Source organism: Stenotrophomonas sp. 78350_Sma, assembly GCF_056482105.1.
On record NZ_CM151182.1, the window covers coordinates 1886659 to 1909363 of the forward strand.

At 66.9% G+C, this 22705-nt stretch carries 25 protein-coding genes; 17 read left to right on the forward strand and 8 right to left on the reverse strand.

The window, feature by feature from the left end:
* Nucleotides 1–38 precede the first annotated feature (38 nt).
* From pgl to zwf, 3 genes are read right to left on the reverse strand one after another with little or no spacing between them, the layout of a single operon-like run.
* Nucleotides 39–761, reverse strand: coding sequence for a 6-phosphogluconolactonase (pgl, locus tag ACZK4H_RS08880; RefSeq protein ID WP_099554238.1), 723 nt, complete (start codon nt 759–761; stop codon nt 39–41).
* The gene (glk, locus tag ACZK4H_RS08885) at nt 758–1765 is read right to left on the reverse strand and encodes a glucokinase (RefSeq protein ID WP_099554236.1); all 1008 of its coding nucleotides are present in this window, start codon (nt 1763–1765) and stop codon (nt 758–760) included. The genes pgl and glk overlap by 4 nt, the downstream gene beginning before the upstream one ends.
* Nucleotides 1762–3198 carry a glucose-6-phosphate dehydrogenase gene (gene zwf / locus ACZK4H_RS08890; RefSeq protein ID WP_099554234.1) on the reverse strand — a complete coding sequence of 479 codons (1437 nt, stop codon included), beginning with the start codon at nt 3196–3198 and terminating at the stop codon, nt 1762–1764. Before zwf ends, glk begins: the two co-directional genes overlap by 4 nt.
* A gap of 352 nt (nt 3199–3550) precedes the next feature.
* On the opposite strand from zwf, the gene ACZK4H_RS08895 reads away from it, so the two are divergent.
* The gene (locus tag ACZK4H_RS08895) at nt 3551–4633 is read left to right on the forward strand and encodes an ABC transporter ATP-binding protein (protein WP_099554232.1); all 1083 of its coding nucleotides are present in this window, start codon (nt 3551–3553) and stop codon (nt 4631–4633) included.
* Between the two features lie 134 nt (nt 4634–4767).
* Here ACZK4H_RS08895 and ygfZ read toward each other — a convergent pair whose 3' ends face one another.
* On the reverse strand, nt 4768–5643 hold the full coding sequence (ygfZ, locus tag ACZK4H_RS08900) for a CAF17-like 4Fe-4S cluster assembly/insertion protein YgfZ (RefSeq protein WP_099554230.1): 876 nt from the start codon (nt 5641–5643) through the stop codon (nt 4768–4770).
* 39 nt (nt 5644–5682) lie between these two features.
* Here ygfZ and ACZK4H_RS08905 point away from each other — a divergent pair, with 39 nt between their 5' ends.
* The 10 genes from ACZK4H_RS08905 (at nt 5683) to ACZK4H_RS08950 (ending at nt 12756) form a co-directional block, all read left to right on the forward strand.
* Nucleotides 5683–5853: a DUF1674 domain-containing protein gene (locus ACZK4H_RS08905; protein WP_005409075.1), complete on the forward strand. Its 171-nt coding sequence runs from the start codon at nt 5683–5685 to the stop codon at nt 5851–5853.
* 56 nt (nt 5854–5909) lie between these two features.
* Nucleotides 5910–6302 carry a succinate dehydrogenase, cytochrome b556 subunit gene (gene sdhC, locus ACZK4H_RS08910; protein ID WP_099554228.1) on the forward strand — a complete coding sequence of 131 codons (393 nt, stop codon included), beginning with the start codon at nt 5910–5912 and terminating at the stop codon, nt 6300–6302.
* Entirely contained in the window at nt 6299–6685 is a 387-nt protein-coding gene (gene sdhD / locus ACZK4H_RS08915) for a succinate dehydrogenase, hydrophobic membrane anchor protein (protein WP_099554226.1), read from the forward strand. The genes sdhC and sdhD overlap by 4 nt, the downstream gene beginning before the upstream one ends.
* 31 nt (nt 6686–6716) lie before the next feature.
* Nucleotides 6717–8507, forward strand: a complete 1791-nt coding sequence (gene sdhA, locus ACZK4H_RS08920) for a succinate dehydrogenase flavoprotein subunit (protein ID WP_099554224.1) — start codon at nt 6717–6719, stop codon at nt 8505–8507.
* Nucleotides 8508–8573: 66 nt separating this feature from the next.
* Nucleotides 8574–9359 carry a succinate dehydrogenase iron-sulfur subunit gene (locus ACZK4H_RS08925; RefSeq protein WP_005409079.1) on the forward strand — a complete coding sequence of 262 codons (786 nt, stop codon included), beginning with the start codon at nt 8574–8576 and terminating at the stop codon, nt 9357–9359.
* 97 nt (nt 9360–9456) lie between these two features.
* Complete coding sequence (locus ACZK4H_RS08930; protein ID WP_049406791.1) at nt 9457–9705, forward strand: FAD assembly factor SdhE; 249 nt, start codon at nt 9457–9459, stop codon at nt 9703–9705.
* Nucleotides 9656–10105, forward strand: a complete 450-nt coding sequence (locus tag ACZK4H_RS08935; protein WP_099554222.1) for a hypothetical protein — start codon at nt 9656–9658, stop codon at nt 10103–10105. Before ACZK4H_RS08930 ends, ACZK4H_RS08935 begins: the two co-directional genes overlap by 50 nt.
* Nucleotides 10106–10128: 23 nt before the next feature.
* Nucleotides 10129–11370, forward strand: a complete 1242-nt coding sequence (locus ACZK4H_RS08940) for a lipoprotein-releasing ABC transporter permease subunit (RefSeq protein ID WP_099554219.1) — start codon at nt 10129–10131, stop codon at nt 11368–11370.
* Nucleotides 11363–12076, forward strand: coding sequence for a lipoprotein-releasing ABC transporter ATP-binding protein LolD (gene lolD, locus ACZK4H_RS08945; RefSeq protein ID WP_014036806.1), 714 nt, complete (start codon nt 11363–11365; stop codon nt 12074–12076). Before ACZK4H_RS08940 ends, lolD begins: the two co-directional genes overlap by 8 nt.
* 221 nt (nt 12077–12297) lie before the next feature.
* Nucleotides 12298–12756 (forward strand): DUF6491 family protein, encoded by a 459-nt coding sequence (locus ACZK4H_RS08950; protein ID WP_099554217.1) that lies wholly within the window; start codon nt 12298–12300, stop codon nt 12754–12756.
* Between the two features lie 74 nt (nt 12757–12830).
* On the opposite strand, the gene ACZK4H_RS08955 is transcribed toward ACZK4H_RS08950, so the two are convergent.
* The 3 genes from ACZK4H_RS08955 to ftsY form a co-directional block, all read right to left on the reverse strand.
* Entirely contained in the window at nt 12831–13100 is a 270-nt protein-coding gene (locus ACZK4H_RS08955) for an oxidative damage protection protein (protein ID WP_014036808.1), read from the reverse strand.
* A 5-nt stretch (nt 13101–13105) separates the two neighbouring features.
* Nucleotides 13106–14230: an A/G-specific adenine glycosylase gene (mutY, locus tag ACZK4H_RS08960; RefSeq protein ID WP_099554215.1), complete on the reverse strand. Its 1125-nt coding sequence runs from the start codon at nt 14228–14230 to the stop codon at nt 13106–13108.
* A 120-nt stretch (nt 14231–14350) separates the two neighbouring features.
* The gene (gene ftsY / locus ACZK4H_RS08965) at nt 14351–15679 is read right to left on the reverse strand and encodes a signal recognition particle-docking protein FtsY (RefSeq protein ID WP_099554212.1); all 1329 of its coding nucleotides are present in this window, start codon (nt 15677–15679) and stop codon (nt 14351–14353) included.
* Between the two features lie 129 nt (nt 15680–15808).
* Between ftsY and ACZK4H_RS08970 the strand changes: the two genes are divergently transcribed.
* A complete protein-coding gene (locus tag ACZK4H_RS08970; protein WP_099554210.1) occupies nt 15809–16108 on the forward strand; it encodes a flagellar basal body protein in 300 nt (99 codons plus the stop codon).
* 178 nt (nt 16109–16286) lie between these two features.
* Here ACZK4H_RS08970 and htpG read toward each other — a convergent pair whose 3' ends face one another.
* Entirely contained in the window at nt 16287–18179 is a 1893-nt protein-coding gene (gene htpG / locus ACZK4H_RS08975; protein ID WP_099554207.1) for a molecular chaperone HtpG, read from the reverse strand.
* Between the two features lie 596 nt (nt 18180–18775).
* Between htpG and rsmD the strand changes: the two genes are divergently transcribed.
* From rsmD to ggt, 5 genes are all read left to right on the forward strand, one after another.
* Nucleotides 18776–19354 (forward strand): 16S rRNA (guanine(966)-N(2))-methyltransferase RsmD, encoded by a 579-nt coding sequence (gene rsmD / locus ACZK4H_RS08980; RefSeq protein ID WP_099551213.1) that lies wholly within the window; start codon nt 18776–18778, stop codon nt 19352–19354.
* Between the two features lie 26 nt (nt 19355–19380).
* Entirely contained in the window at nt 19381–19890 is a 510-nt protein-coding gene (gene coaD, locus ACZK4H_RS08985) for a pantetheine-phosphate adenylyltransferase (protein WP_010484372.1), read from the forward strand.
* A gap of 60 nt (nt 19891–19950) precedes the next feature.
* Nucleotides 19951–20442: a hypothetical protein gene (locus ACZK4H_RS08990; protein WP_004153167.1), complete on the forward strand. Its 492-nt coding sequence runs from the start codon at nt 19951–19953 to the stop codon at nt 20440–20442.
* A gap of 132 nt (nt 20443–20574) precedes the next feature.
* Nucleotides 20575–20856 carry a YfhL family 4Fe-4S dicluster ferredoxin gene (locus tag ACZK4H_RS08995; protein ID WP_004153175.1) on the forward strand — a complete coding sequence of 94 codons (282 nt, stop codon included), beginning with the start codon at nt 20575–20577 and terminating at the stop codon, nt 20854–20856.
* A complete protein-coding gene (gene ggt, locus ACZK4H_RS09000) occupies nt 20853–22583 on the forward strand; it encodes a gamma-glutamyltransferase (RefSeq protein ID WP_099551212.1) in 1731 nt (576 codons plus the stop codon). The genes ACZK4H_RS08995 and ggt overlap by 4 nt, the downstream gene beginning before the upstream one ends.
* The last annotated feature ends 122 nt before the right edge of the window (nt 22584–22705 follow it).

A 22705-nucleotide genomic window follows, 5' to 3' on the forward strand; every position in this document is an offset into this window, starting at 1 on the left:
TGGCGAGAGGCAAGCGGCGGCATGCGCCACCGCCAACATCAATCAGCCCAGTGGACGCGCAGGCGCGCGCCGTCCAGGTTGATCGCATTGAGGATCGGGTACTGCTGGGCGTCATTGCTGTCCAGCGCCTGGCGCAGTACCTGCAGCTTCTGCTTGCCGCGCAGCAGCAGCAGGCGCTGGCGGCACTGGCGCAGGCCATGCGGGGTCAGCGTGATGCGCAGCGGCCACTGGTTCGCACCCGGGCAGCCGGTGGCATCCAGCGCGGCATAGGGCAGGGTGCTTTCCAGTGCGCGGGCCAGGTCCTTCGAGCCCGGGAACAGCGAGGCCGTGTGGCCGTCGTTGCCCATGCCAAGTGCCACCAGGCTCGGCGGCTGGCTGTGCTGGGCCTGCAGGTTGGCGGTATAGACGCATTCCGGCAGCGGCTTGCCGATGCGTACCAGCGGATCGAAGTGGGCGCCTTCGGCGCGCTTGAGCAGGTGCTCGCGCACCAGCCAGGCATTGCTGTCGCGATCCTGCGGCGACAGCCAGCGCTCGTCGGCCAGGCTCACCTCCACGCGGTCCCAGTGCACGTCCAGTTCGGCCAGTGCCTGGTACACCGGCGCCGGCGTGGTGCCGCCTGACAGCAGGATGCGCGCGCGGCCCACTTCATTGATGTCGTGGTTGAGGGTCTGCGCCATCTCGGCGGCCACCGCTTCGATCCAGCCATCGGCATCGCCGTGGTGGATGAACTCGATGCGGTCGTCGTGGAAGGTGGGGCTCATGCGGCAACTCCTGGTGCGTCACGTTCGGCGTCGGCGGCATAGGCGGCGGCGCCCAGCAGCCCGGCGTGGGGGTGCATCACAGCCAGCGACGGTACCCGCGCCATGATCGAAGAGAACCGCCCCTTGTGTTCGAAGCGCTGGCGGAACCCGGAGTGCTGCAGCGAATCGAGCATCTTCGGGGTCAGTCCGCCGGTGAGGAACACGCCGTCCCAGGCGCCCTGGGTCAGTACCAGGTCGCCGGCGATGGCGCCGAACACGGCGCAGAACACATCGACCGTGCGCATCGCTTGCGGATCACCGTGCAGGGCACGGGCGGTCACGTCCACCGGCTGCAGCTGGCCCGGGTCGATGCCGGCCATCTCGCACACGGCGCGATGGATGTTGACCAGGCCGGGGCCGCAGATCAGCCGCTCGTTGGAGACGCGGCCGAACTGCTCGGACAGGATCTCCAGGATGCGGATCTCCTCCGGGGTTCCCGGCGGGAAGCTGACATGGCCGCCTTCGGTTTCCAGCGGGTAGCAGCGCCCATGGCGCAGGATCAGGCCGCCGACACCCAGGCCGGTACCCGGACCGATCACCGCGTAGTTGCGCGGTTGGCCCGGCTTGCCCGGAACCCAGGCGGCGCCGCCGACCTGGACCACGTCATCGGGTTGCAGCAGCGAGATCGCCATCGCCTGCGCGGCGAAGTCATTGATCAGGTGCAGTTCGTTGAAACCCAGCATTGCGGCAGTGCGGCTGCGCGAGATCACCCACGGATGGTTGGTGATGCGGGCTTCATCGCCATCGACACGGCCGGCCACCGCGAACACGCCGCGGCTGGCAGCAGCGCCGATCTGCTCAAGGTGGTGGCGGGCCGCATCGCCAAGCGACGGGAACTCCGCCACGGCGTATTCGCGGATGCTCTCCTTCAGCAATGGCGCGTCCAGCGAGGTGTCGGCCAGGGCGAAGCGGGCGTTGGTGCCACCGATGTCGGCGACCAGCACCGGCTGCGAGCTTGCACTCATGCCGACGCTCCGCTGTCCGGTGCGTCCACGCCCTGCGGCAGGAACTCGCCGGCATTGCTCGGACCCCATTGGCCGGCCGGGTAGGGGTCCAGCGGCAGCTTGGCGTCCTTCCATGCGTCAGCGACGCTGTCGATCCAGGCCCACGCTGCGCGCACTTCGTCATCGCGCACGAACAGGGTGTGGTTGCCGTTGAACGCATCCAGGAACAGGCGTTCGTACGCGATGCGGCGATGCAGGCCGGTCGGCACCGACAGTTCCAGTTCCAGCGGATGCAGTTCCAGTGCCCCCCATTCCGGGCCGGCCAGGCTGCTCATCAGGCCCAGTTCGATGTTCTCCTGCGGCTGCAGCTGGAACACCAGGCGGTTCGGTGCTGCCTGTGCGCGCTGCGGGCGCTCGAACAGCCAGTGGGTGACCGGCTTCAGCGTGACCACCACGCGGGTGGTGCGTTCGGGCAGGCGCTTGCCGGTGACCAGGTGGAACGGCACGCCGCTCCAGCGCCAGTTGTCGATATGCGCGGTGACGCCGGCGAAGGTTTCCACGTCGCTGCCTTCCGGCGGCTGGTAGGCCTGCGCCGGCTGGCCGTTGATGGTGCCGGCGGTGTAACGGCCACGGATGCTGTCACGCGCGGCGTGCTTGGCATCGAGCGGGCGCAGCGCCCGCAGCACCTTGACCTTCTCGTCGCGGATGCGGTCGGCTTCCAGCGACGCCGGCGGCTCCATCGCCACCATGCACAGCAGCTGCAGGATGTGGCTCTGGACCATGTCGCGCAGCGCGCCGGAGCGGGCGTAGTAGGCGTCGCGGCCGTCCACGCCTTCGCTCTCGGCCACCAGGATGTGCACCGATTCGATGTAGTTGCGGTTCCACACCGCTTCCAGCAGCGTGTTGCCGAAGCGCAGCGCGATCAGGTTCTGCACCGCCGCCTTGCCCAGGTAGTGGTCGAGGCGGAATACGCGGTCCTCGTCGATCCACTGGCCGATGGTGCTGATGATTTCCTCGGCACTCTCGCTGTCGCTGCCGATCGGCTTCTCCAGCATCAGGCGTGCCGGCGCGGCGAGGGCGCCGCCCTTGGCCAGGCCTTCGCAGGTGGAGATGTACAGGCCCGGCGGAATGGCCAGGTAGCTGACGCACTTGCGGTGCACCAGGTCGGAGACCGCGGCGGCGACCGAGTCGACGTCGCGCAGGTCCACCGAACGGTAGTCGATGCGGCGCAGCAGGCCGTTGATGTCCTCCTGCGAGGCCATCGGCATGGCCTGCTGCAGGCGCGGCCGCAGGATGTCATGGAAGGCTTCGGTGTCATGCCCGGACAGGGCCAGCGCACGGATGCGGAAGTCCTCCGGCAGCAGGCCGTCGCCAAGCAGGCGAAGCAGCGAAGGGAACAGGTAGCGCTGGGCCAGATCACCTGTGGCACCGAACAGGAAGAGGGTGTCGTGCATCGCTCGAGTTTCAGATCCGGGTGACATCGTTGTCAATCGCTTCATGGCTGGGTTCGGGGGACATCCGCGCAACTGCCTGTCCGAGGTTCGTCGGGGGCGTTCTACCGGGCACCGGAAGACCGTTCCATTCGAAACCACTGCCTCGGCGGAAGCTTCGTTCCACCGCCGACGCAGATCGGTGCGCACCGATCATCGGATAGTGCCACGTGAAAACGTTTACATGGCAGAATGGGCAACTGTATTCGATTGCAGTGCTCGCCGTCATGCGGCAAGCGCGCAATCATCACTGCCATCGGGAGGGCCGAGGCAGTCCCAAAAGACAGCCCGGCTTCGGGCGGACCGGATAGGTGATATGGCAAAAGTGCAGTTGCAGGGTGTGCGCAAGGTCTATGACAACGGCCAGGTCGCGGTGAAGGACGCCACCTTCGAGGTCGCCGACGGCGAGCTGATGGTGCTGGTCGGCCCGTCCGGCTGTGGCAAGTCGACCCTGCTGCGGATGGTGGCTGGCCTGGAGGAGATCAGCGGCGGCACGCTGAGCATCGGCGACCGCGTGGTCAACGACGTGGCACCGAAGGACCGCGACATCGCCATGGTGTTCCAGAGCTACGCGCTGTACCCGCACATGACCGTTGCCGAGAACCTGGCCTTCGGCCTGAAGCTGCGCGGCCATGACAAGGCCACCATCGACAAGCGCATCGCCGAGGCGGCGCAGACGCTGGGCCTGACCGAGATGATGGACAAGCTGCCCAAGGCGATGTCCGGTGGCCAGCGCCAGCGTGTTGCGCTGGGCCGTGCGCTGGTGCGCGAGCCGGCGGTGTTCCTGCTTGACGAGCCGCTGTCCAATCTGGATGCCAAGCTGCGCCACAGCGTGCGTACCGAAATCGCGCAGCTGCACCGCAAGCTGGGCACCACCATGATCTACGTGACGCACGATCAGGTGGAAGCGATGACCCTGGGCCAGCGCATCGTGGTGCTGAAGGACGGCATCATCCAGCAGATCGATACGCCGATGGCGCTGTACGACCGGCCGGCCAACCTGTTCGTGGCCGGCTTCCTCGGCAGCCCGGCGATGAACGTGCTGCGCGGGACGCTGCAGGGCGATGCCAGTGGCGTGACCGTGGTCGACGGCGACTGGCGTGCACCGCTGGGCCAGGCCACGATCGATCCGGCGTGGTTGCAGAAGCCGATCGCGGTGGGTGTGCGACCGGAGCACCTGCAGCCGGCGGCTGCCGATGATGCGCATGCGTTCAGCGCGCGCATCGAAGGCATTGAGCCGGTCGGCAACGAAATCTTCGTCAATCTGAGCAGCGGCCAGCATGCGCTGACCATGCGCGTGGCGCCGCAGACGCTGCCGGCGGTGGGCGAGCAGATCCGCGTGGCGATCCACCCGCAGGGTCTGCATTTCTTCAGCCCGGAAACCGGCGAGCGCCTGTAATTTGTAGTGCCGGCCGCTGGCCGGCAACCTCAATCATGCGTGGTTGCCGGCCAGCGGCCGGCACTACCCCTCCTTCACAGAAGGCGTGCGGATCCACGGTCCGCAACCACCGCGTGGGTGAGAGCCCTTCAGATTCAGCGTGCCAGTCCGTCCAGCAACGGCACGCGCTGCGCCACGGCATCACCCACCTGCAGGTCAGCATCACCGGCCTCCAGCGGCAGCACCGCCAGTGCCAGGTCGCCGGCCACGCTGGCGATCGTGCCCAGCGCGGCGCCGTCCTGCTGCACGCCATCGCCGGCCTGTGCCGGTGCTGCGGTATGCAGCAGCTGCACCGCACGCTTGGCCTTGCCGAGGAAGTGGGTGCGGGCAACGATTTCCTGGCCCGGGTAGCAGCCCTTCTTCACGCTGTAGCCGTTCAGGCGGTCCAGGCCCAGCTGCTGCGGGGTCCAGACTTCACGCTGGCTTTCTTCCAGCCGCGGCAGGCCGTAGCGCAGGTCGGCCTGGCGCCAGGCCAGGGCGAAAGCGGCCTCATCGGTTTCGCTGCCGGCGGCAAACGCTTCGGCGCCGCCAATGCGCAGGGTGCGCGGCAGGGCATCGCTGCCCAGGTCCAGCTCCCAGCCATCACCGGCAGCGTGCGCAATCGCGGCGTCGCTGGCGGCCTCGGGCGCAGTGAAGGCGCCGGCCACCGCCAGATCGTTGCGCACCTGCACCTTCACCTTGCGGCGGAACACGAAGCGCTGCAGTTGCGACGCAATCGCATCGGCATCGCCGTCGGCCAGTACCAGCATCACGTGCTCTTCGGCCAGCCGAAGCAGCTGGAACACTGCCAGGGTGCGGCCCTTGGCACTCAGCCAGGCACTCCACTGCCAGTGCAGCAGGGGCAGCGCGGTGACGTCGCTGCTGAACTGGGCGTGGGCGAAAACGGCCGCATCCGCACCCTGCAGGCTCAGCAGCTGGTGGCCGGGCAGGCGCGGATATCCGACGAAAGCAGGGGGCAGGTTGTCAGGCACGTGAACGAGGTCTAAAATTTGTGCGTTGCGAGACCGAACATGATAGGCCAAACAACCCCCACTCCCGACGACGAATCTGAAGCTCCGCTGGTCCCCGCGGCACCCGTGCCCGTGGAACAGGAAAAAGCAGAGGAATTCGGCGGCCGCGGCGGACTTGATCCGGTGCGGTACGGCGATTGGGAGAAAAACGGACGCTGCATCGATTTCTGATCAGCATTGAGCCAACGCGGCCGTGTGCCGCCCAGCCGAGACAACGAGCCCAGCGAATGGCGACCAGACAACGCCCACTTTCCCCGCACCTTCAGGTGTATCGCTGGCAGATTCAGATGGCCACCTCGATTCTGCATCGAGCCACTGGCGTCTTTCTGTCTGTTGGTGCCCTCATCATCGCCGCCGGCCTGCTGGCCCTGATGATGGGGCCCGAGTCCTGGAACTGCTTCACCGGCCATGCCGGGGCCTGGTATGGCCGCGTGTTCCTGTTCGCGTGGACATGGTCGTTCGCCTACCACCTGTGCAATGGCATCCGCCACATCGTGCAGGACTTCGCCATCGGCTTCCGCATCGCGACGTTCATCCGCAGCAGCTGGATGTCGGTCATCGGCAGCCTGGCGATCACCCTGGCCGTGTGGGCCTATGTGATGTTCGGAGGTGCCGCATGAGCAAGTTCCGTACCCCGCTGAAGAGCGTGCGTGGCCTGGGTTCGGCCAAGACCGGCACCGAGCACTTCGTGCATCAGCGTCTGACCGCTGCCGCGCTGGTGGTGCTTGGCATCTGGTTCCTGGTGTTCGTGCTGGGCCTGCTGGGCTCGGATTACGCGACCGCCACCGCTGCGATCGCCAAGCCGTGGAACGCGGTGCCGCTGATCGGTCTGCTGATCGCCATGTTCTGGCACGCGCAGCTCGGCCTGCAGGTCGTGCTGGAAGACTACATCCACGAATCGCTGCTGGCCCTGGTGCTGCAGACCGCGGTGAAGTTCGTCGCCGTGCTCGGCATGATCGTCAGTGTGTTTGCGGTGGGCCGCATCGCCCTCGGCGTTGCCTGAGCCCAGGCGCCAAGACAGGAATCCAGACTAGATGTCCGCTTACAAGATTACCGAACACAAGTACGACATGGTCGTGGTCGGCGCCGGCGGCGCCGGCCTGCGCGCCACGTTCGGCCTGGCCGCCAAGGGCCTGCAGACCGTGTGCCTGACCAAGGTCTTCCCGACCCGTTCGCACACCGTTGCCGCCCAGGGCGGTATCTCGGCCGCACTCGCCAACATGGGCGAGGACGACTGGCGTTACCACTTCTTCGACACCATCAAGGGTTCGGATTGGCTGGGCGACCAGGACGCCATCGAATACATGTGCCGTGAGGCCATTCCGGCCATCATCGAGCTCGAACACTACGGCGTGCCGTTCTCGCGCACCGCCGAGGGCAAGATCTACCAGCGTCCGTTCGGTGGCATGACCACCAAGTACGGTGAAGGCCCGGCGGCGCAGCGTACCTGCGCGGCGGCTGACCGTACCGGTCACGCGATGCTGCACACGCTGTACCAGCAGTCGCTCAAGCACGATGCGCGCTTCATGATCGAGTACTTCGCACTCGACCTGATCTTCGATGACGAAGGCGCCTGCCGCGGCGTGCTGGCCCTGGACATGTCCGACGGCACCCTGCATCTGTTCCGCGCCCAGGGCGTGGTGCTGGCCACCGGCGGTTACGGCCGTGCCTACTTCAGCGCCACCTCGGCGCATACCTGCACCGGTGACGGTGGCGGCCTGGCGATGCGTGCCGGCCTGGCCATGCAGGACATGGAGTTCGTGCAGTTCCATCCGACCGGCATCTACGGCGCCGGCTGCCTGATCACCGAGGGTGTACGCGGTGAAGGTGGCATCCTGCGCAACAGCAGTGGCGAGCGCTTCATGGAACGCTACGCACCGCATTACAAGGACCTGGCCTCGCGCGACGTGGTCAGCCGTTCGATGACCATCGAGATCCGCGAAGGCCGCGGCGTCGGCGAGCACAAGGATCACATCCTGCTCGACCTGACCCACCTCGGCCCGGGCGTGATCGACGACAAGCTGCCGGGCATCGCCGAGAGCGCCCGCATCTTCGCTGGCGTCGACGTGCACAAGCAGCCGATTCCGGTCATTCCGACCGTGCACTACAACATGGGCGGCATCCCGACCAACTACCACGGTGAAGTGGTGCAGCGGGTCGGCGACAACGACAATGCCGTGGTGCCGGGCCTGTACGCCATCGGCGAAGCGGCCTGCGTGTCCGTGCATGGCGCCAACCGCCTGGGCTCGAACTCGCTGCTGGACCTGGTAGTGTTCGGTCGCGCGGTGGCCAACCGCTGCGCCGAGACCATCAAGCCGGGCGCGGCGCACAAGCCGCTGCCGGCCGATGCCTGCGACAAGGCGCTGGGGCTGCTGGACAAGCTGCGCCACGCCAACGGCGATACCCCGACCTCGGTCATCCGTGATCGCATGCAGCGCACCATGCAGGCCGACGCCGCCGTCTTCCGCACCAGCCAGACGCTGAAGGAAGGCTGCGAGAAGATGGACAAGATTTTCGACTCGTTCCAGGACGTGAAGGTCTCCGACCGTTCGCTGGTCTGGAACTCGGACCTGATCGAGACCTACGAGCTGAACAACCTGCTGCTCAACGCGGTGGCGACGATCAACTCGGCCGAACAGCGCAAGGAAAGCCGCGGCGCGCATGCGCACGAGGATTTCCCGGACCGCGACGACGTCAACTGGCAGAAGCACACCCTGGTCAGCGTCGACGAGAAGGGCAAGTGCAGCTTCGACTACCGTCCGGTGCACATGTACACGTTGACCGACGACGTGTCCGTGGTGCCGCCGAAGCCGCGCGTGTACTGATCCGACCCCGCCTACCATGCAATCCGCGCCCAAGGGCGCGGGCCGCCTGAGCCAACGAGAGCAGCCATGGCCGAGTTTTCACTCCCCAAGAATTCCAAGATCACGAAGGGCAAGCACTTCCCCGTCAAGAACGGCGGCAAGAACGTGCGCACCTTCAAGATCTACCGCTGGAGTCCGGACGACGACAGCAACCCGCGCACCGATACCTATGAGGTCGATCTGGACGCCTGTGGCCCGATGGTCCTGGACGCCCTGATCAAGATCAAGAACGAGATCGACCCGACCCTGACCTTCCGCCGCTCCTGCCGCGAAGGTATCTGTGGTTCGTGCGCGATGAACATCGATGGCACCAATACCCTGGCCTGCACCCGAGCCATCTCGGACTGCGGCAAGAAGGAAGTGCCGATCTACCCGCTGCCGCACATGAACGTGGTGAAGGATCTGGTTCCGGACCTGACCCACTTCTACGCGCAGTACGCGTCGATCAAGCCGTGGATCCGCACCCAGACCCCGGCGCCGCCGGACCGTGAGCGCCTGCAGTCGCCGGAAGACCGCAAGAAGCTCGACGGCCTGTACGAGTGCATCCTGTGCGCCTGCTGCTCGACCAGCTGCCCGAGCTACTGGTGGAACGGCGAGCGTTACCTGGGCCCGGCGATCCTGCTGCAGGCCTATCGCTGGATCATCGACTCGCGCGATGAGGACACCGGTGCGCGCCTGGACGATCTGGAAGATCCGTTCAAGCTGTACCGCTGCCACACCATCATGAACTGCGCCCGGACCTGCCCGAAGGGCCTGAACCCGGCGCTGGCGATCGCCGAGATCAAGAAGCTGATGATGGAACGCCGCGCCTGATACGGTCCGGCTGTACCCGGTAGAGCCACGCCATGCGTGGCTGCACCTCCCAGCAGAGCCACGCCATGCGTGGCTTTGCTGCATCTGGAGAAACACGATGGAAGAAGACGTTCTGCTGAAGAAGCTGCGCTGGCGCTGCCGCCGCGGCATGCGCGAGCTGGACCAGCTGTTCGGCCGTTACCTCGACCACGAATGGAGCACTGCGCCGACCGAAGAGCGCGAGGTTTTCCTGTTCCTGCTCGACTGCGAGGACGATAAATTGTGGCGCTGGTTCATGGGCTACGAGGCCTGCCCGCATGCGCACGCAGTCCCCCTCATGCAGAAGATCCTCGCCCTCAAGCCTTGAGTGGCGGCCCTCACGGCTGCAGGCCGCCGCCCAGCTGGCGGTGCTGCTGGCCGCGCCCTGGCTGCTGCGCGCATCGGACCTGCCGCCGCGCCTGCTGATGCCCGCGGTGCTGCTGGCCTGGGCCATCGGCGTGACCGAACTGGCCTGGCGCCAACGCAGGCCACGCGTGCAGGTGCGTCTGCCGGCGCCACCCGAGTCGCTGCAGGTGGCGGGGAAGGAGGTGGAGGCGCCGCAGCTGGTGGTGCGTGGCCCATGGCTGTTGTTGGTCTGGCGTGAGGATCGTCGCCGTCGGCGCCTGCTGTTCTGGCCGGATGTGCTCGATTCCGGGCAGCGACGTGAACTGCGACTGGCCGTCGCCGCACGCGGCGTTTCCCGTCGGCCCCGGTCGATGGCACCATAAGCTGAATTGACCGGCGTGCCTGCATGTTCAAACCCATCCCCGTGGCCATTGGCCTGCGCTACCTGCGCGCCAAGCGCCGCAACGGCTTCATCTCCTTCATCTCGATGGCATCGATCCTGGGCATCGCGCTCGGCGTGACGGTGCTGATCACCACCCTGGCGGTGATGAGCGGTTTCCAGAAGGAAATCCGCAGCCGCCTGCTGCAGATGACCGCGCACACCACCATCAGCCGCGACGGCGAGCCGATGCCGGACTGGATGCGCGTGGTCGACGTGGCCAGCAAGGACCCGCGCGTGGCCGGTGCCGCGCCGTACATCGAGATCCAGTCGATGATCAGCGGCCCGCGCGTGCAGGGCGCGATCATCCAGGGCATCGATCCGGCGCTTGAGCCGAAGGTGTCGGTGATCGACAAGAAGGTCACCAAGGGCAGCTACGACAGCCTCACGCCGGGCAGCTTCAACCTGTTGCTGGGCAAGGAACTGGCGATCTGGCTGGGCGTGGACGTCGGCGACCAGGTGCTGGTGACCTTTGCAGAAGTGCAGGGCACGCCTGCCGGCGCGGTGCCGCGGATGAAACGCTTCACCGTCAGCGGCATCTTCGAGGCCGGTTACAACGAAGTCGACCGTGGCGTGGGCTTCGCCAACATGCAGGACCTGGAGCGCGTGCTGCGGTCCGATGGCGCTACCGGCGTGCGGCTGAAACTGCACGACATGGATCGCTCGCTGGAAGTGGGCGTGGACCTGGCGCAGAACCTCGGTGGTGCGTACCGGGTGAGTGACTGGACCCAGCAGAACGCCAACCTCTACCACTCGCTGCGCATGGAGAAGGTGGTGATGGGCATCCTGCTGTCGCTGATCATCGCCATGGGCGCCTTCAACCTGGTCTCCTCGCAGGTGATGCTGGTGACCGACAAGCAGGCCGACATCGCCATCCTGCGCACCCTCGGCCTGACTCCAGGCGGCGTGATGCAGGTGTTCATGGTGCAGGGTTCGCTGATCGGCATCTTCGGCACGCTGGCTGGCCTGATCGGTGGCATCACCCTCACACTCAACCTGGAGCGCATCCTCGGCGCCATCGAGAGCGTGTTCAACGTCAAGCTGATGCCGGAGGATGTCTACTACATCACCGGCCTGCCGACCGACATGCAGACCGGCGACGTGGTAGCGATCACCGTGGTCGCACTGCTGATGAGCTTCCTGGCCACCCTGTACCCCGCCTGGCGGGCAGCACGCACCCAGCCGGCGGAGGCCCTGCGCTATGAATAAGGTCTTCAACCGCGGCGATGAAGTGATCCGCGCCGAAGCACTGGGCAAGACCTACGCTGAAGGGCGCATGCAGACCCCGGTGTTCGATGGCCTGGACCTGACCGTGACCGCCGGTGAGACGGTGGCAATCATCGGTGCCTCCGGCGCCGGCAAGAGTACGCTGCTGCACCTGCTGGGCGGGTTGGACATTCCGACCGCTGGCGAGGTCTACGTGACTGGCCAGCGCATGTCGGCGCTGTCGGACACCGCGCGTGGGCTGCTGCGCAACCAGGCGCTGGGGTTCGTCTATCAGTTCCATCATCTGCTGCCGGAGTTCACCGCGCTGGAAAACGTGATGATGCCGGTGCTGCTTGCCGGTACCGCCGTGGCCGAGGCGAGCAGTAGGGCCACCACGCTGCTGGAAGCGGTCGGCCTGGGCCATCGCCTGGATCACAAGCCGGGTGAACTGTCCGGTGGTGAGCGCCAGCGTGCCGCGGTGGCCCGTGCGCTGGTCAATCACCCAGCCTGCGTGCTGGGTGACGAGCCGACCGGCAACCTGGATGACCGCACCGCCGGCACCGTGTTCGAGCTGATGCTGGAGCTCAACCGCGCACGTCACACCAGCCTGGTGCTGGTCACCCATGATCGCAGCCTGGCGCGCCGCCTGGACCGGGTGCTGGAGCTGCGCGAAGGGCGCCTGCACGCACTGGCCCACGCCGACGTCTGAGGCGCCCGGCCCGCTTTGGTAGAAGCCGACCCTGGTCGGCTGCTCCTGCAGGGCAAGCGCCAACCAAGGTTGGCGACTACCGGAATCCGGAGCCTTGGGTCTGCTTTGGTAGAGGTCGACCTTGGTCGACCGCCGACCGGCGCCTGAATGGGGCTGCCGGTCGTCGCGCCGGCATTGCCGGCCCAGGCGCATGATGGCGACAGTTCCCCGAGGAGATCGCCATGAAGACCCCGATCCTGATGGCCGGACTCTGCCTGGCTCTGGCCGCCTGCGCGACCACCGGCCGGCTCAGCAGCGCCGAGAAGCTTGACCTTTACCGTGCCCACGCCGGCGCGCCACAGAACGACATGCAGTTCTTCGGCACCCTCAATGGCTGGACCGAACTGGGCGACAGCGCGCTTGCGGTATGGACGCGTCCCAGCGAGGCCTATCTGCTGGAATTGAGAGGCGCGTGCCAGGACCTGCCATATGCCACAGCCATCGGCCTGACCAGCCAGATGAACCGTGTTTCGGCGCGCTTCGACAAGGTGCTGGTGCGCGACCCCACCGGCGGCCCGCGCATGCCATGCTTCATCGACAGCATCCGCAAGCTGGACGTGAAGGCGCTGCGCACGTCGGAGCAGGAGCTGCGCCAGGCGCAGGTGCAGGAGCGCGAGGAAAACACCGCACCGGCGAAATGATCAAAAAAGGGGACGGAGGGGATTAAGTCGTTTGTGCCACAAACGACTTAATCCCCTCCGTCCCCTTTTTGTTGTCAGGCTTCCGGGGTGAAGCCAGCCGGCTTTTCCGCGTCCTTCTCGAACAGGAACTTGACCAGTTCGCCTTCAAGGAACGCGCGATGCTCCGGCGTGCGCGGCGACAGGCGGTTTTCGTTGATCAGCATGGTCTGGTGCGCCAGCCATGCGGCCCAGGCCTGCTTGCCGATGTTGTTGAAGATGCGCTGGCCCAGCTCGCCGGGGTAGGGCACGAAGTCCAAACCTTCGGCATCGCGTTGTTCGTACTGGCAGAAGACGGTTCGGGGCATGGCACTCACTCGTGGTTGCGGGGTTTCTTGGAATTTCGTTTCGACGCCTTGATCGTGGCACCGTCGAGCAGTTTGCGGATCGGCGCCGGCAGGCCCAGCGCGGGCAGTTCGTCGCTGGCGACCCAGCGTAGCGTCGGTTCTTCCACCCGCAGGCCGTTCACCTGCCGCGACAGTACCTGCAGATGCAGCCTGTAGTGGCTGAAGGTGTGCTGCAGTACCGGCAGCTCCTCGGCGTCTTCCAGCGAGCCGTCGACATGGGCATCGAACCAGTCCTGAAGCACGCTGCCGGCGTCGGCCTGCGGCAGCGTCCACAGCTGCGCCCAGATGCCGGTGTCGGGCCGCTTCTGCAGCAGCACGCGCTGCTGGGCGTCGCGCAGCAGCAGGGCCACTGCTTCGCGCTCGGGCAGGGTCTTGCTGGGCTTGGGCGTGGGTAGTTCAGCGGTGCGGCCTTCGCGGCGCGCTACGCACGCGTCCTGCAGCGGGCAGATCACGCAGGCGGGTTTGGCGCGGCTGCACACGGTCGCACCCAGGTCCATCTGCGCCTGGGTGTAATCGGCCATGCGCCCGGCCGGCACCTGTGCCACGTGCGCCTCGGCGATGGCCCACAGTTGCTTCTCGATGGCAGGCAGGCCGGGGAAGCCGTCGATGCCGTGATAACGGCTGAGCACGCGCTTGACGTTGCCATCGAGGATCGCGAACGGGTCGTTCCAGGCCTGGCTGAGGATCGCACCGGCGGTGCTGCGGCCGATGCCGGGCAGGGCATGCAGCGCGTCGAAGTCACGCGGCAGGTCGCCATCGTGCAGTTCGACGCAGCGCTTGGCTGCCGCGTGCAGGTTGCGTGCGCGGGCGTAGTAGCCGAGCCCCGCCCACTGCGCCATCACCGCGTCGTTGCTCGCGGCGGCGAGGTCGGGCAGGGTCGGGAAGTGCTGCAGGAATCGCTGGAAGTACGGGATGACCGTGGTCACCTGGGTCTGCTGCAGCATGATTTCCGACAACCAGACCCGATAGGGGCTGCGCGGATGCTGCCAGGGCAGATCGTGGCGGCCGTGGTCGTCGAACCAGTGCAGCAGGCGGGCGACGAAGTCGTCGGTCTGCGTGGTTCCGGCGCTGGCGTGCGGCTGGCGGGGCATCGGTGTACCGGAGGTGGGCAGCCACCCATGGGGTGGCTCTACTGTGGTGGGTGTCGCCGCGATGAACCCCGCGCGGCCCGGAGCGCAGTAGAGCCACGCCATGCGTGGCTGCACGGTGTATCAGCCGCCCAGTGCTTCGGGCAGCAGGGCGTCGACGAAGGCTTCCGGATCGAACACGCGCAGGTCTTCCGGGCGCTCACCGATGCCGGCGAAGCGGATCGGAATGCCGAACTCGCGGGCCAGTGCGAACACCACGCCACCCTTGGCGGTGCCGTCCAGCTTGGTCACCACCAGGCCGGTCACATTCACCGCGGCATTGAACTGGCGCAGCTGCGACAGCGCGTTCTGGCCGGTGGTGCCGTCGATCACCATCAGCACTTCGTGCGGCGCGGTGGCGTCGATCTTGCCGAGCACACGGCGGATCTTGCCCAGCTCGTTCATCAGGCCGGACTGGGTGTGCAGGCGGCCGGCGGTGTCGGCGATCAGCACTGAAGTGCCGCGCGCCTTGCCTGCCTGCAGCGCATCGAATGCCACCGACGCGGCATCGGCGTTCTGGCCCTGCGCGACCACGGCCACGCCGTTGCGTTCGCCCCAGGCCTGCAACTGGGCCACGGCGGCGGCACGGAAGGTATCGCCGGCGGCCAGCATCAGGCTGTGGCCTTCGTCCTTGAAGCGCTTGGCCAGCTTGCCGATGGTGGTGGTCTTGCCGACGCCGTTGACGCCGACGGTCAGCACCACGAAGGGCTTGGCAGTGCGGTCGATCACCAGCGGCTTGGCGACCGGCTGCAGGATCGCGATCAGCTCAGCGCGCAGCGCGGCCAGCAGTGCAGTGGCATCGGCGAACTCGCGCGCCTTCATGCGCTTGCGCAGGCCCTCGACCAGATCGGTGGTGGCACCTACGCCGACATCGGCGGTGATCAATGCGGTTTCCAGCTCGTCCAGCAGGTCGTCGTCGAGCTTGGGGTTGCGCGAGAACAGGCCGCCAAAGCTGCGCGCGATGACGCTGTTGCGCAGGCGCTCGCGCCAGCCGGGCTTGCCGGCAGTTGCGGGCACGGCATCGACCGAGGCGGCGGCCGGCAGATCGTCGGTGGCCGGTACCGGTGCCGGGGTCGGCTCAGGCAGCGGTGCGGGTGCCGGTTCGATGGCCGGGGTCGCGATCGGGGCGACGTCGATCTGCGCCGTCGGCGCAGGAGCTGCCGGAACCGGTGCGGCTGGGGCCGGAATCACCGGGGTGGGCTCGACAGCGACCGGAACGGTGGCTGCCGGTGGCGGCTCGACCGGTGCAGGCTCGGCCGGTACGGCTACCGGTGCCGGTTCCTTCTCCTTGTCCTCGACCGGCGCGGCCGACGGGAACGCCGCCGCCAGCTCTTCAGCCGAGTAGTGCTGGGTCTTGGGAGCCTCCGTTGCGGGGGCATCCTGGGGCTTCTTGCGGCGGAAAAAACTGAGCATTGGCAAAAGGCGCTGAAATCAGAGGGATATGCTACCACTCGGGCCTGTCGGGCCGATGTGGACTCAAGGTCGCGGCCCGCCGGCCGTTAACCGGTCCGGAGGGCTGCGCGGAGCGGCCCGGAGACCGCCATGAACAACGTGCTGGGAATCGCCCTCAGCGGGATGCGTGCTGCCCAGCAGGACGTGCAGGTGGCCGCGCACAACGTGGCCAACCTGGCGACTCCCGATGCCCAGCGCCTGCAGCTGCAGCGCAGTGCGGTGGCGCAGGGCGGAGTGGAAACGGCGGTAGCCACTACCGGCCCCGATCCGGGGGCGCCACTGGGTGATCTGCTGGCGGCCAAGGCCGAGGTGGTGGCTTTCGCTGCAAATGCCGCGGTGATCCGGCGGCAGGACCAGATGCTGGGCTCGCTGCTGGATCGCGAAGCCTGAGCAGCCCGCCTCGGCAAGCGCCAACCGCCGCCCCTGGTAGGTGCCAACCTTGGTTGGCACGCTTTTGGGGCGCCAACCAAGGTTGGCCTCTACCACGGCGGGAGTCGCCAACCAAGGTTGGCCTCTACCAGAGCGTCGCCGGGCATCGCCGGGCCATGCCCGGCGATCACCGCCTCGATCAGGCCGACAGCTCCAGCAGCAGCTTGTTCAGGCGCGCCACGTAGGCGCCCGGGTCCTTCAGGCTGTCACCGGCGGCCAGCGCGGCCTGGTCGAACAGCACCCGGCCCAGATCGTCGAAACGCGCGCCATCGGCCTCGGCATCGAGCTTGGCGATCAGCGGGTGGCCCGGGTTGATCTCCAGCACCGGCTTGCTGTCGGGCACCTTCTGCCCGCTGGCTTCCAGGATCTGGCGCATCTGCAGGCCCAGGTCCTGTTCGCCGATGGCCAGCACCGCCGGCGAATCGGTCAGGCGGTGCGAGACGCGCACTTCGGCCACATCATCGCCCAGCACCGTCTTCAGGCGCTCGACCAGGCCCTGCTTGTCCTTGGCGGCCGCTTCCTGTTCCTGCTTGTCGGCTTCGCTTTCCAGCGCGCCCAGGTCGAGGTCGCCGCGGGCGATGTCGACGAAGCCCTTGCCGTCGAAATCGGTCAGGTAGCCCATCAGCCACTCGTCGATGCGGTCGGTCAGCAGCAGCACTTCCACGCCCTTCTTGCGGAACACTTCCAGGTGCGGGCTGTTGCGCACCTGGCTGTAGCTCTCGCCGGTCAGGTAGTAGATCTTGTCCTGGCCTTCGGTCATGCGGCCGAGGTAATCGGCCAGCGACACGGTCTGCGCATCGCCGTCGCCACGGGTGGAGGCGAAGCGCAGCAGGCCGGCCACCTTCTCGCGGTTGTTGTAGTCCTCCGCCGGGCCTTCCTTCAGCACCTGGCCGAATTCCTTCCAGAACGTGGCGTACTGTTCCGGCTTGTCGGCGGCCAGTTTTTCCAGCATGTCCAGCGAGCGCTTGGTCAGCGCCGCCTTCATCGAATCGATGACCGGGCCGGACTGCAGGATCTCACGCGAGACGTTCAGCGACAGATCGTTGGAATCGACCACGCCCTTGATGAAGCGCAGGTACAGCGGCAGGAACTGCTCGGCCTGGTCCATCACGAACACGCGCTGCACGTACAGCTTCAGGCCCTTGGGCGCATCGCGATGGTACAGATCGAACGGCGCGCGGCCGGGCACGTACAACAGCGAGGTGTACTCCAGCTTGCCTTCAACCTTGTTGTGGCTCCAGGCCAGCGGGTCGCTGTGGTCGTGCGCCACGTGCTTGTAGAACTCGGTGTACTCGGCGTCGCTGATCTCGGTGCGCGGGCGGGTCCACAGTGCGCTGGCGCGGTTGACGGTTTCCCATTCGACCGCGGCGCCTTCTTCGCCACCTTCCTTCGGCATCTGGATCGGAAGGCCGATATGGTCGGAGTACTTCTTGAGGATGCTGCGCAGGCGCCAGCCATCGGCGAAGTCGTGCTCGCCATCCTTCAGGTGCAGGACGATGCGGGTGCCGCGTTCGGCCTTGTCGACAGTGGCCACTTCGAAATCGCCTTCGCCGCGCGAGGTCCAGCGCACGCCTTCGCCTGCAGCCAGGCCGGCGCGGCGCGAGGTCACTTCCACTTCGTCGGCGACGATGAAGGCGCTGTAGAAGCCGACGCCGAACTGGCCGATCAGCTGCGAATCCTTCTTCTGGTCGCCGGACAGCTGGCGCAGGAAATCGCCGGTGCCGGACTTGGCGATGGTGCCGAGATGGGCGATGGCTTCGGCGCGGCTCATGCCGATGCCGTTGTCTTCGATGGTGATGGTGTGGGCGGCGGGGTCGAAGCTGACTCGCACGCGCAGTTCGCTGTCGCCTTCCAGCAGGGCCGGCTGGGTCAGGGCTTCGAAGCGCAGCTTGTCGGCGGCGTCGGCGGCATTGGAGACCAGCTCGCGGAGGAAGATTTCCTTGTTGGAGTACAGCGAGTGGATCATCAGCTGCAGCAGCTGCTTGACTTCGGTCTGGAAGCCAAGGGTTTCGGTCTGGGTGGTCTCGGTCATCGATAAGGCTCCATGTGCAATGCCGCGCCAGCGCGTGCGGCCTCGCCAAGGGGTATGGCTGATTGTCCCGAAATCAAGGGGTTGGTCTGGCAGGGCTGCGCCCTGCACCCGCCGAGGCCAGAGCAACAGCAACAGCAACAGCGGCATTCCGTGGGATGGCGGGGCACTGTGGGTTCGCGGGGACGCCGTGAACCCATCCATGGGGGCTTGGTCGCCGCATCCATGCGGCTCACACCCCGCGAACCCACAGTGCCCCGCCTCTGACAGGTTCACTCGGCTGTTGGTAGGTGTCGACCTTGGTCGACACATCTGTCGGATATCGAAATAAATCTGGGGTCAGATCCGTTTTCCTGCGGAAAACGGATCTGACCCTGCCTGTATGTCGGGCATCGGATCGCGTCTGGGGTAGAGCCCCCTGAGTCAGGGGGCGGCCGCGAAGCGGCGGGGGTGTGGAAGCTGGTAAGTGGGGCCCGCGTTTCGCGCAGCGAAGCGTGGGAGCGACAGCGCGCATGCGTTGGCGCGTCCCCGGGCGCCGCCCGGACGACTACAATCCCGCTCATGCTGAAAATCTCGAATGAACCCCGCCGGGGTCGCCTGTGAGCGGCCGTGGCGGCAATGATGGCCAGGTCCGCATCATCGGTGGGCGCTGGCGCAATACCCGCCTGCCGGTGCCTACCCTGCCAGGCCTGCGGCCGAGCAGCGACCGCGTGCGCGAGACCCTTTTCAACTGGTTGATGCCCAGACTGGGCGGCGCGCGGGTGCTGGACCTGTTCGCCGGCAGCGGCGCGCTGGGGCTGGAGGCGGTCTCACGCGGTGCCGCCCACGCCACCCTGGTCGAGCGCGATGCGCAGCTGGGACGCAACCTGGCCGCCGCCGTCGCCAAGCTGCAGGCCAGCGACCAGATCACCGTCGTGCAGGCCGATGCCCTGCGCTGGCTGCAGGGTGCTCCGGCACAGCAGGCCGACCTGGTCTTCATCGATCCGCCGTTTGCCGATGGCCTGTGGCAGGACGTGCTGGCCCAGCTGCCGCGGCACCTGGCCGCCGACGCCTGGCTGTACCTGGAATCGCCGGCCGGCCACGTGCCGGTGCTGCCGCCGGACTGGCTGCTGCACCGCGAGGGCGGCACCCGTGAGGTGCGCTTTGCCCTGTACCGCCGTGCCACTGCTACACTTTGACCTCATCTGAACATCTGCATCCGCCCATGACCGTGGCCAACCGCCGCATTGCCGTCTACCCCGGCACGTTCGACCCGATCACCAACGGTCATATCGACCTTGTGAGCCGGGCCGCGCCGCTGTTCGAAAAGGTCGTGGTCGGCGTGGCGCAGAGCCCGTCCAAGGGCCCGGCGCTGCCGCTGGAGCAGCGCGTGCAGCTGGCACGTGGCGCACTGGGCCACCACAGCAACGTCGAGGTCATCGGCTTCGATACCCTGCTGGCCCATTTCGTACGTTCGGTCCAGGGCGGGGTGCTGCTGCGCGGCCTGCGCGCGGTGTCCGACTTCGAGTACGAGTTCCAGATGGCCAGCATGAACCGCCACCTGATCCCCGAGGTCGAGACCCTGTTCCTGACCCCGGCCGAGCAGCACAGCTTCATTTCGTCCTCGCTGGTCCGCGAGATCGCGCGCCTGGGCGGTGACGTGTCCGGCTTCGTGCCGGCCGCAGTGCTCGAAGCCCTGCGCAAGGTCCGCGAAGCGAAGGCGGCGCAGTCGTAAGCCCTGCTGTACCCGCACCCCATTACGTACAACACCACGCACCATTCCGGGAGGAAACCCATGAACACCACCATGCGCGCGATGCTGATCGCTTCGTTGGCCCTGGCCTTCACCGCCTGCAAGAAGGAAGAGGCCGCTCCGGTCGACGAGGCCAAGCAGGCCCTGGTCGCCCCGTCCAAGGACGACGATGCAGGCTGGAAGAAGTACCTGCAGGAAGTGGCGATCCAGAACATGGGCAACATCACCAACAGCCCGTTCCTGTACTACCTCTCGCCGGAATCGGATCCGGACTTCCAGGCCAAGTACGAGCGCCAGACCGAGAGCGCGACCCAGGCCGTGGCCCGTGGCGTGCAGCCGGGCAACATGCTGGCCTTCGGTTCGTCGGCCTCGGGCAAGATGGCTGACATGATCCAGGCCGTGTTCAAGGATGTGTCGCCGGATTCGATGAAGGGCGTGCGCGTCGTCTTCATCGGCCAGTCGGCCGACAACGCCCGCGTGCAGGCTGCGATCCAGCCGACCGGTGCCGAGTACATTTTCGTCGAAGCCAAGTAATACCGAGCCATGGCGGCCATGCTCCGGCATGGCCCGGGCGGCGTCCTGCAAGGGCGCCGCTGATGACCTGACCGGCCCGCGCGCCCGCGCTGGCCGGTCCTTTGTCCCAGGGCGCGGGCGAGGAGTATCGCCGTGTCGCTGAAAATCAACGAGCTCTGCGTCAACTGCGACGTATGCGAGCCGGCCTGCCCGAACCAGGCCATTGCGATGGGTGAAACCATCTACGTGATCGACCCTGCGCGCTGCACCGAATGCGTGGGTCATTTCGACGAGCCACAGTGCGTGGTCGTCTGCCCGGTCGAGTGCATCGATCCGGACCCGGAGATCGTGGAAACGGAAGACCAGCTGCTGGCCAAGCTGCGCCAGCTGCAGCACGATCACCCCGAACTCTACGCGGAGCCCCCATCCGAATGAAGACGCTGATCGTCCGCCCCCTGTTGCTGCTCGGCCTGCTGCTGAGCCCGATGGCCTGGGCCGACAGCCCGGCCCGTGCAGAGCGCCCCGATGGCGCGGCCATTGCCAGTGGCCACACGCTGGCCACCCAGGCCGGCATCGACATCCTGGCGCAGGGTGGCAACGCCTTCGATGCCGCGGTGGCGGTGTCGTCCACGCTGGCGGTGGTCGAGCCGATCAGCTCCGGCCTGGGCGGTGGCGGTTTCTTCCTGCTGCATGACGCGGCCACCGGCAAGGACATGATGCTGGACGCGCGCGAGACCGCACCGGCGGCGGCCACGCCGCAGGCCTTCCTCGACAAGCAGGGCAACCTGGACCGCGACCGCTCGGTCAACGGTGCCTGGTCGGCCGGTATTCCGGGCCTGCCTGCGGCGCTGGTCGAACTGTCGGCCAAGCACGGCAAGCTGCCGCTGTCTGCATCGCTGCAGCCGGCCATCCGCATCGCGCGCGAAGGCTTCCCGGTCTACGACCGCATGGCCAAGGGCTATGCCTCGCGCCGCGAAGTGATGGAGCGCTACCCCGGCACCCGTGAGGTCTACCTGCGCAACGGCAAGCCGATCGCCAGCGGTGACCTGTTCAAGCAGCCGGAACTGGCGCAGACGCTGGAGCGCCTGGCGGCCGGCGGCTTCGACGGCTTCTACAAGGGCCAGACCGGCAAACTGCTGCTGGCCGGCGTGAAGCAGGCCGGCGGCAAGTGGACCGCTGAAGAGCTGGCCGGCTACCGGGTGAAGCAACGCGAGCCGATCGTGTTCAATTACAACGGCTGGAAAATCACCACCGCGCCGCCGCCGTCGTCCGGTGGCATCGCGCTGGCCAGCATGCTGCAGATCCTGGAAGGCTGGGACATCAACAAGATGGACCCGGCGCACCGCACCCATCTGGTGGTGGAGTCGATGCGCCGTGCCTACCGCGACCGCACCTTCTTCCTCGGCGATCCGGACTTCGTGCAGATCCCGCAGAAGGTGCTGACCAGCAAGGATTACGCACAGGGCCTGCGTGCCACGATCCATCCGGAGAAGGCCACGCCCAGCGACCTGCTGTCGGGCAACCCGACGCCGCTGGAGGACGACGAGACCACGCACTTCTCGATCATCGACCGTGACGGCAACCGTGTTGGCGCCACCCAGACCGTCAACCTGCTGTACGGCTCGGGGCTTATTCCGAAGGGCACCGGCGTGCTGCTGAACAACGAGATGGACGACTTCGCGCTGAAGCCGGGCACGCCCAATGCGTTCGGTGTGATGGGCTACGAGGCCAATGCGCCGAAGCCGGGCAAGCGCATGCTCAGCTCGATGACGCCGACCTTCATGGAGAACGCCGACAAGGTGGTGGTGCTGGGTACCCCGGGTGGCAGCCGCATCATCACCATGGTGCTGCTGGGCATCCTCGGCTACGACGCCGGGCTGGATGCGCAGCAGGTTGCCGCGCTGCCGCGTTACCACCACCAGTGGCTGCCGGACCTGGTCGAAGCCGAGGACGATGCGTTCGACGCGGCGACGGTGAAGCAGCTGCAGGCGATGGGTCACAAGATCGACCTGCCGGGCGACGTTGCCGCAGGCGGCCGCGGGTCCAGCCACGTGTGGGGCAACCTGCAGACCGTGGAATGGGACCGCAAGGCGAACAAGCTGTTCGGCGGCAGCGACCCGCGCAATCCGGTTGGCAGCGCCCAGGTCGTGCCGGCACGTTGACCCGGTAGTGCCGGCCGCTGGCCGGCAACCAGGTGAATCACCAATACCCCAGGACCCCGCCGGCCGGCGGGGTTCTGCATTCTGTGGCTAGCGATTATTTAACGAGCCGGCGCCGATAATCG

Bases quoted from the DNA above. Each gene is read 5' to 3' on its own strand.
- pgl (WP_099554238.1), bottom strand. From the start codon at position 761: ATGAGCCCCACCTTCCACGACGACCGCATCGAGTTCATCCACCACGGC.
- ACZK4H_RS08930 (WP_049406791.1), top strand. From the start codon at position 9,457: ATGGAAGAAGACGTTCTGCTGAAGAAGCTGCGCTGGCGCTGCCGCCGC.
- ACZK4H_RS08895 (WP_099554232.1), top strand. From the start codon at position 3,551: ATGGCAAAAGTGCAGTTGCAGGGTGTGCGCAAGGTCTATGACAACGGC.
- ftsY (WP_099554212.1), bottom strand. From the start codon at position 15,679: ATGCTCAGTTTTTTCCGCCGCAAGAAGCCCCAGGATGCCCCCGCAACG.
- glk (WP_099554236.1), bottom strand. From the start codon at position 1,765: ATGAGTGCAAGCTCGCAGCCGGTGCTGGTCGCCGACATCGGTGGCACC.
- lolD (WP_014036806.1), top strand. From the start codon at position 11,363: ATGAATAAGGTCTTCAACCGCGGCGATGAAGTGATCCGCGCCGAAGCA.
- sdhC (WP_099554228.1), top strand. From the start codon at position 5,910: ATGGCGACCAGACAACGCCCACTTTCCCCGCACCTTCAGGTGTATCGC.
- sdhA (WP_099554224.1), top strand. From the start codon at position 6,717: ATGTCCGCTTACAAGATTACCGAACACAAGTACGACATGGTCGTGGTC.
- ACZK4H_RS08905 (WP_005409075.1), top strand. From the start codon at position 5,683: ATGATAGGCCAAACAACCCCCACTCCCGACGACGAATCTGAAGCTCCG.
- ACZK4H_RS08925 (WP_005409079.1), top strand. From the start codon at position 8,574: ATGGCCGAGTTTTCACTCCCCAAGAATTCCAAGATCACGAAGGGCAAG.
- zwf (WP_099554234.1), bottom strand. From the start codon at position 3,198: ATGCACGACACCCTCTTCCTGTTCGGTGCCACAGGTGATCTGGCCCAG.
- ACZK4H_RS08935 (WP_099554222.1), top strand. From the start codon at position 9,656: ATGCGCACGCAGTCCCCCTCATGCAGAAGATCCTCGCCCTCAAGCCTT.
- sdhD (WP_099554226.1), top strand. From the start codon at position 6,299: ATGAGCAAGTTCCGTACCCCGCTGAAGAGCGTGCGTGGCCTGGGTTCG.
- ACZK4H_RS08970 (WP_099554210.1), top strand. From the start codon at position 15,809: ATGAACAACGTGCTGGGAATCGCCCTCAGCGGGATGCGTGCTGCCCAG.
- ACZK4H_RS08955 (WP_014036808.1), bottom strand. From the start codon at position 13,100: ATGCCCCGAACCGTCTTCTGCCAGTACGAACAACGCGATGCCGAAGGT.
- ACZK4H_RS08950 (WP_099554217.1), top strand. From the start codon at position 12,298: ATGAAGACCCCGATCCTGATGGCCGGACTCTGCCTGGCTCTGGCCGCC.
- ggt (WP_099551212.1), top strand. From the start codon at position 20,853: ATGAAGACGCTGATCGTCCGCCCCCTGTTGCTGCTCGGCCTGCTGCTG.
- ACZK4H_RS08940 (WP_099554219.1), top strand. From the start codon at position 10,129: ATGTTCAAACCCATCCCCGTGGCCATTGGCCTGCGCTACCTGCGCGCC.
- mutY (WP_099554215.1), bottom strand. From the start codon at position 14,230: ATGCCCCGCCAGCCGCACGCCAGCGCCGGAACCACGCAGACCGACGAC.
- htpG (WP_099554207.1), bottom strand. From the start codon at position 18,179: ATGACCGAGACCACCCAGACCGAAACCCTTGGCTTCCAGACCGAAGTC.
- coaD (WP_010484372.1), top strand. From the start codon at position 19,381: ATGACCGTGGCCAACCGCCGCATTGCCGTCTACCCCGGCACGTTCGAC.
- ACZK4H_RS08990 (WP_004153167.1), top strand. From the start codon at position 19,951: ATGAACACCACCATGCGCGCGATGCTGATCGCTTCGTTGGCCCTGGCC.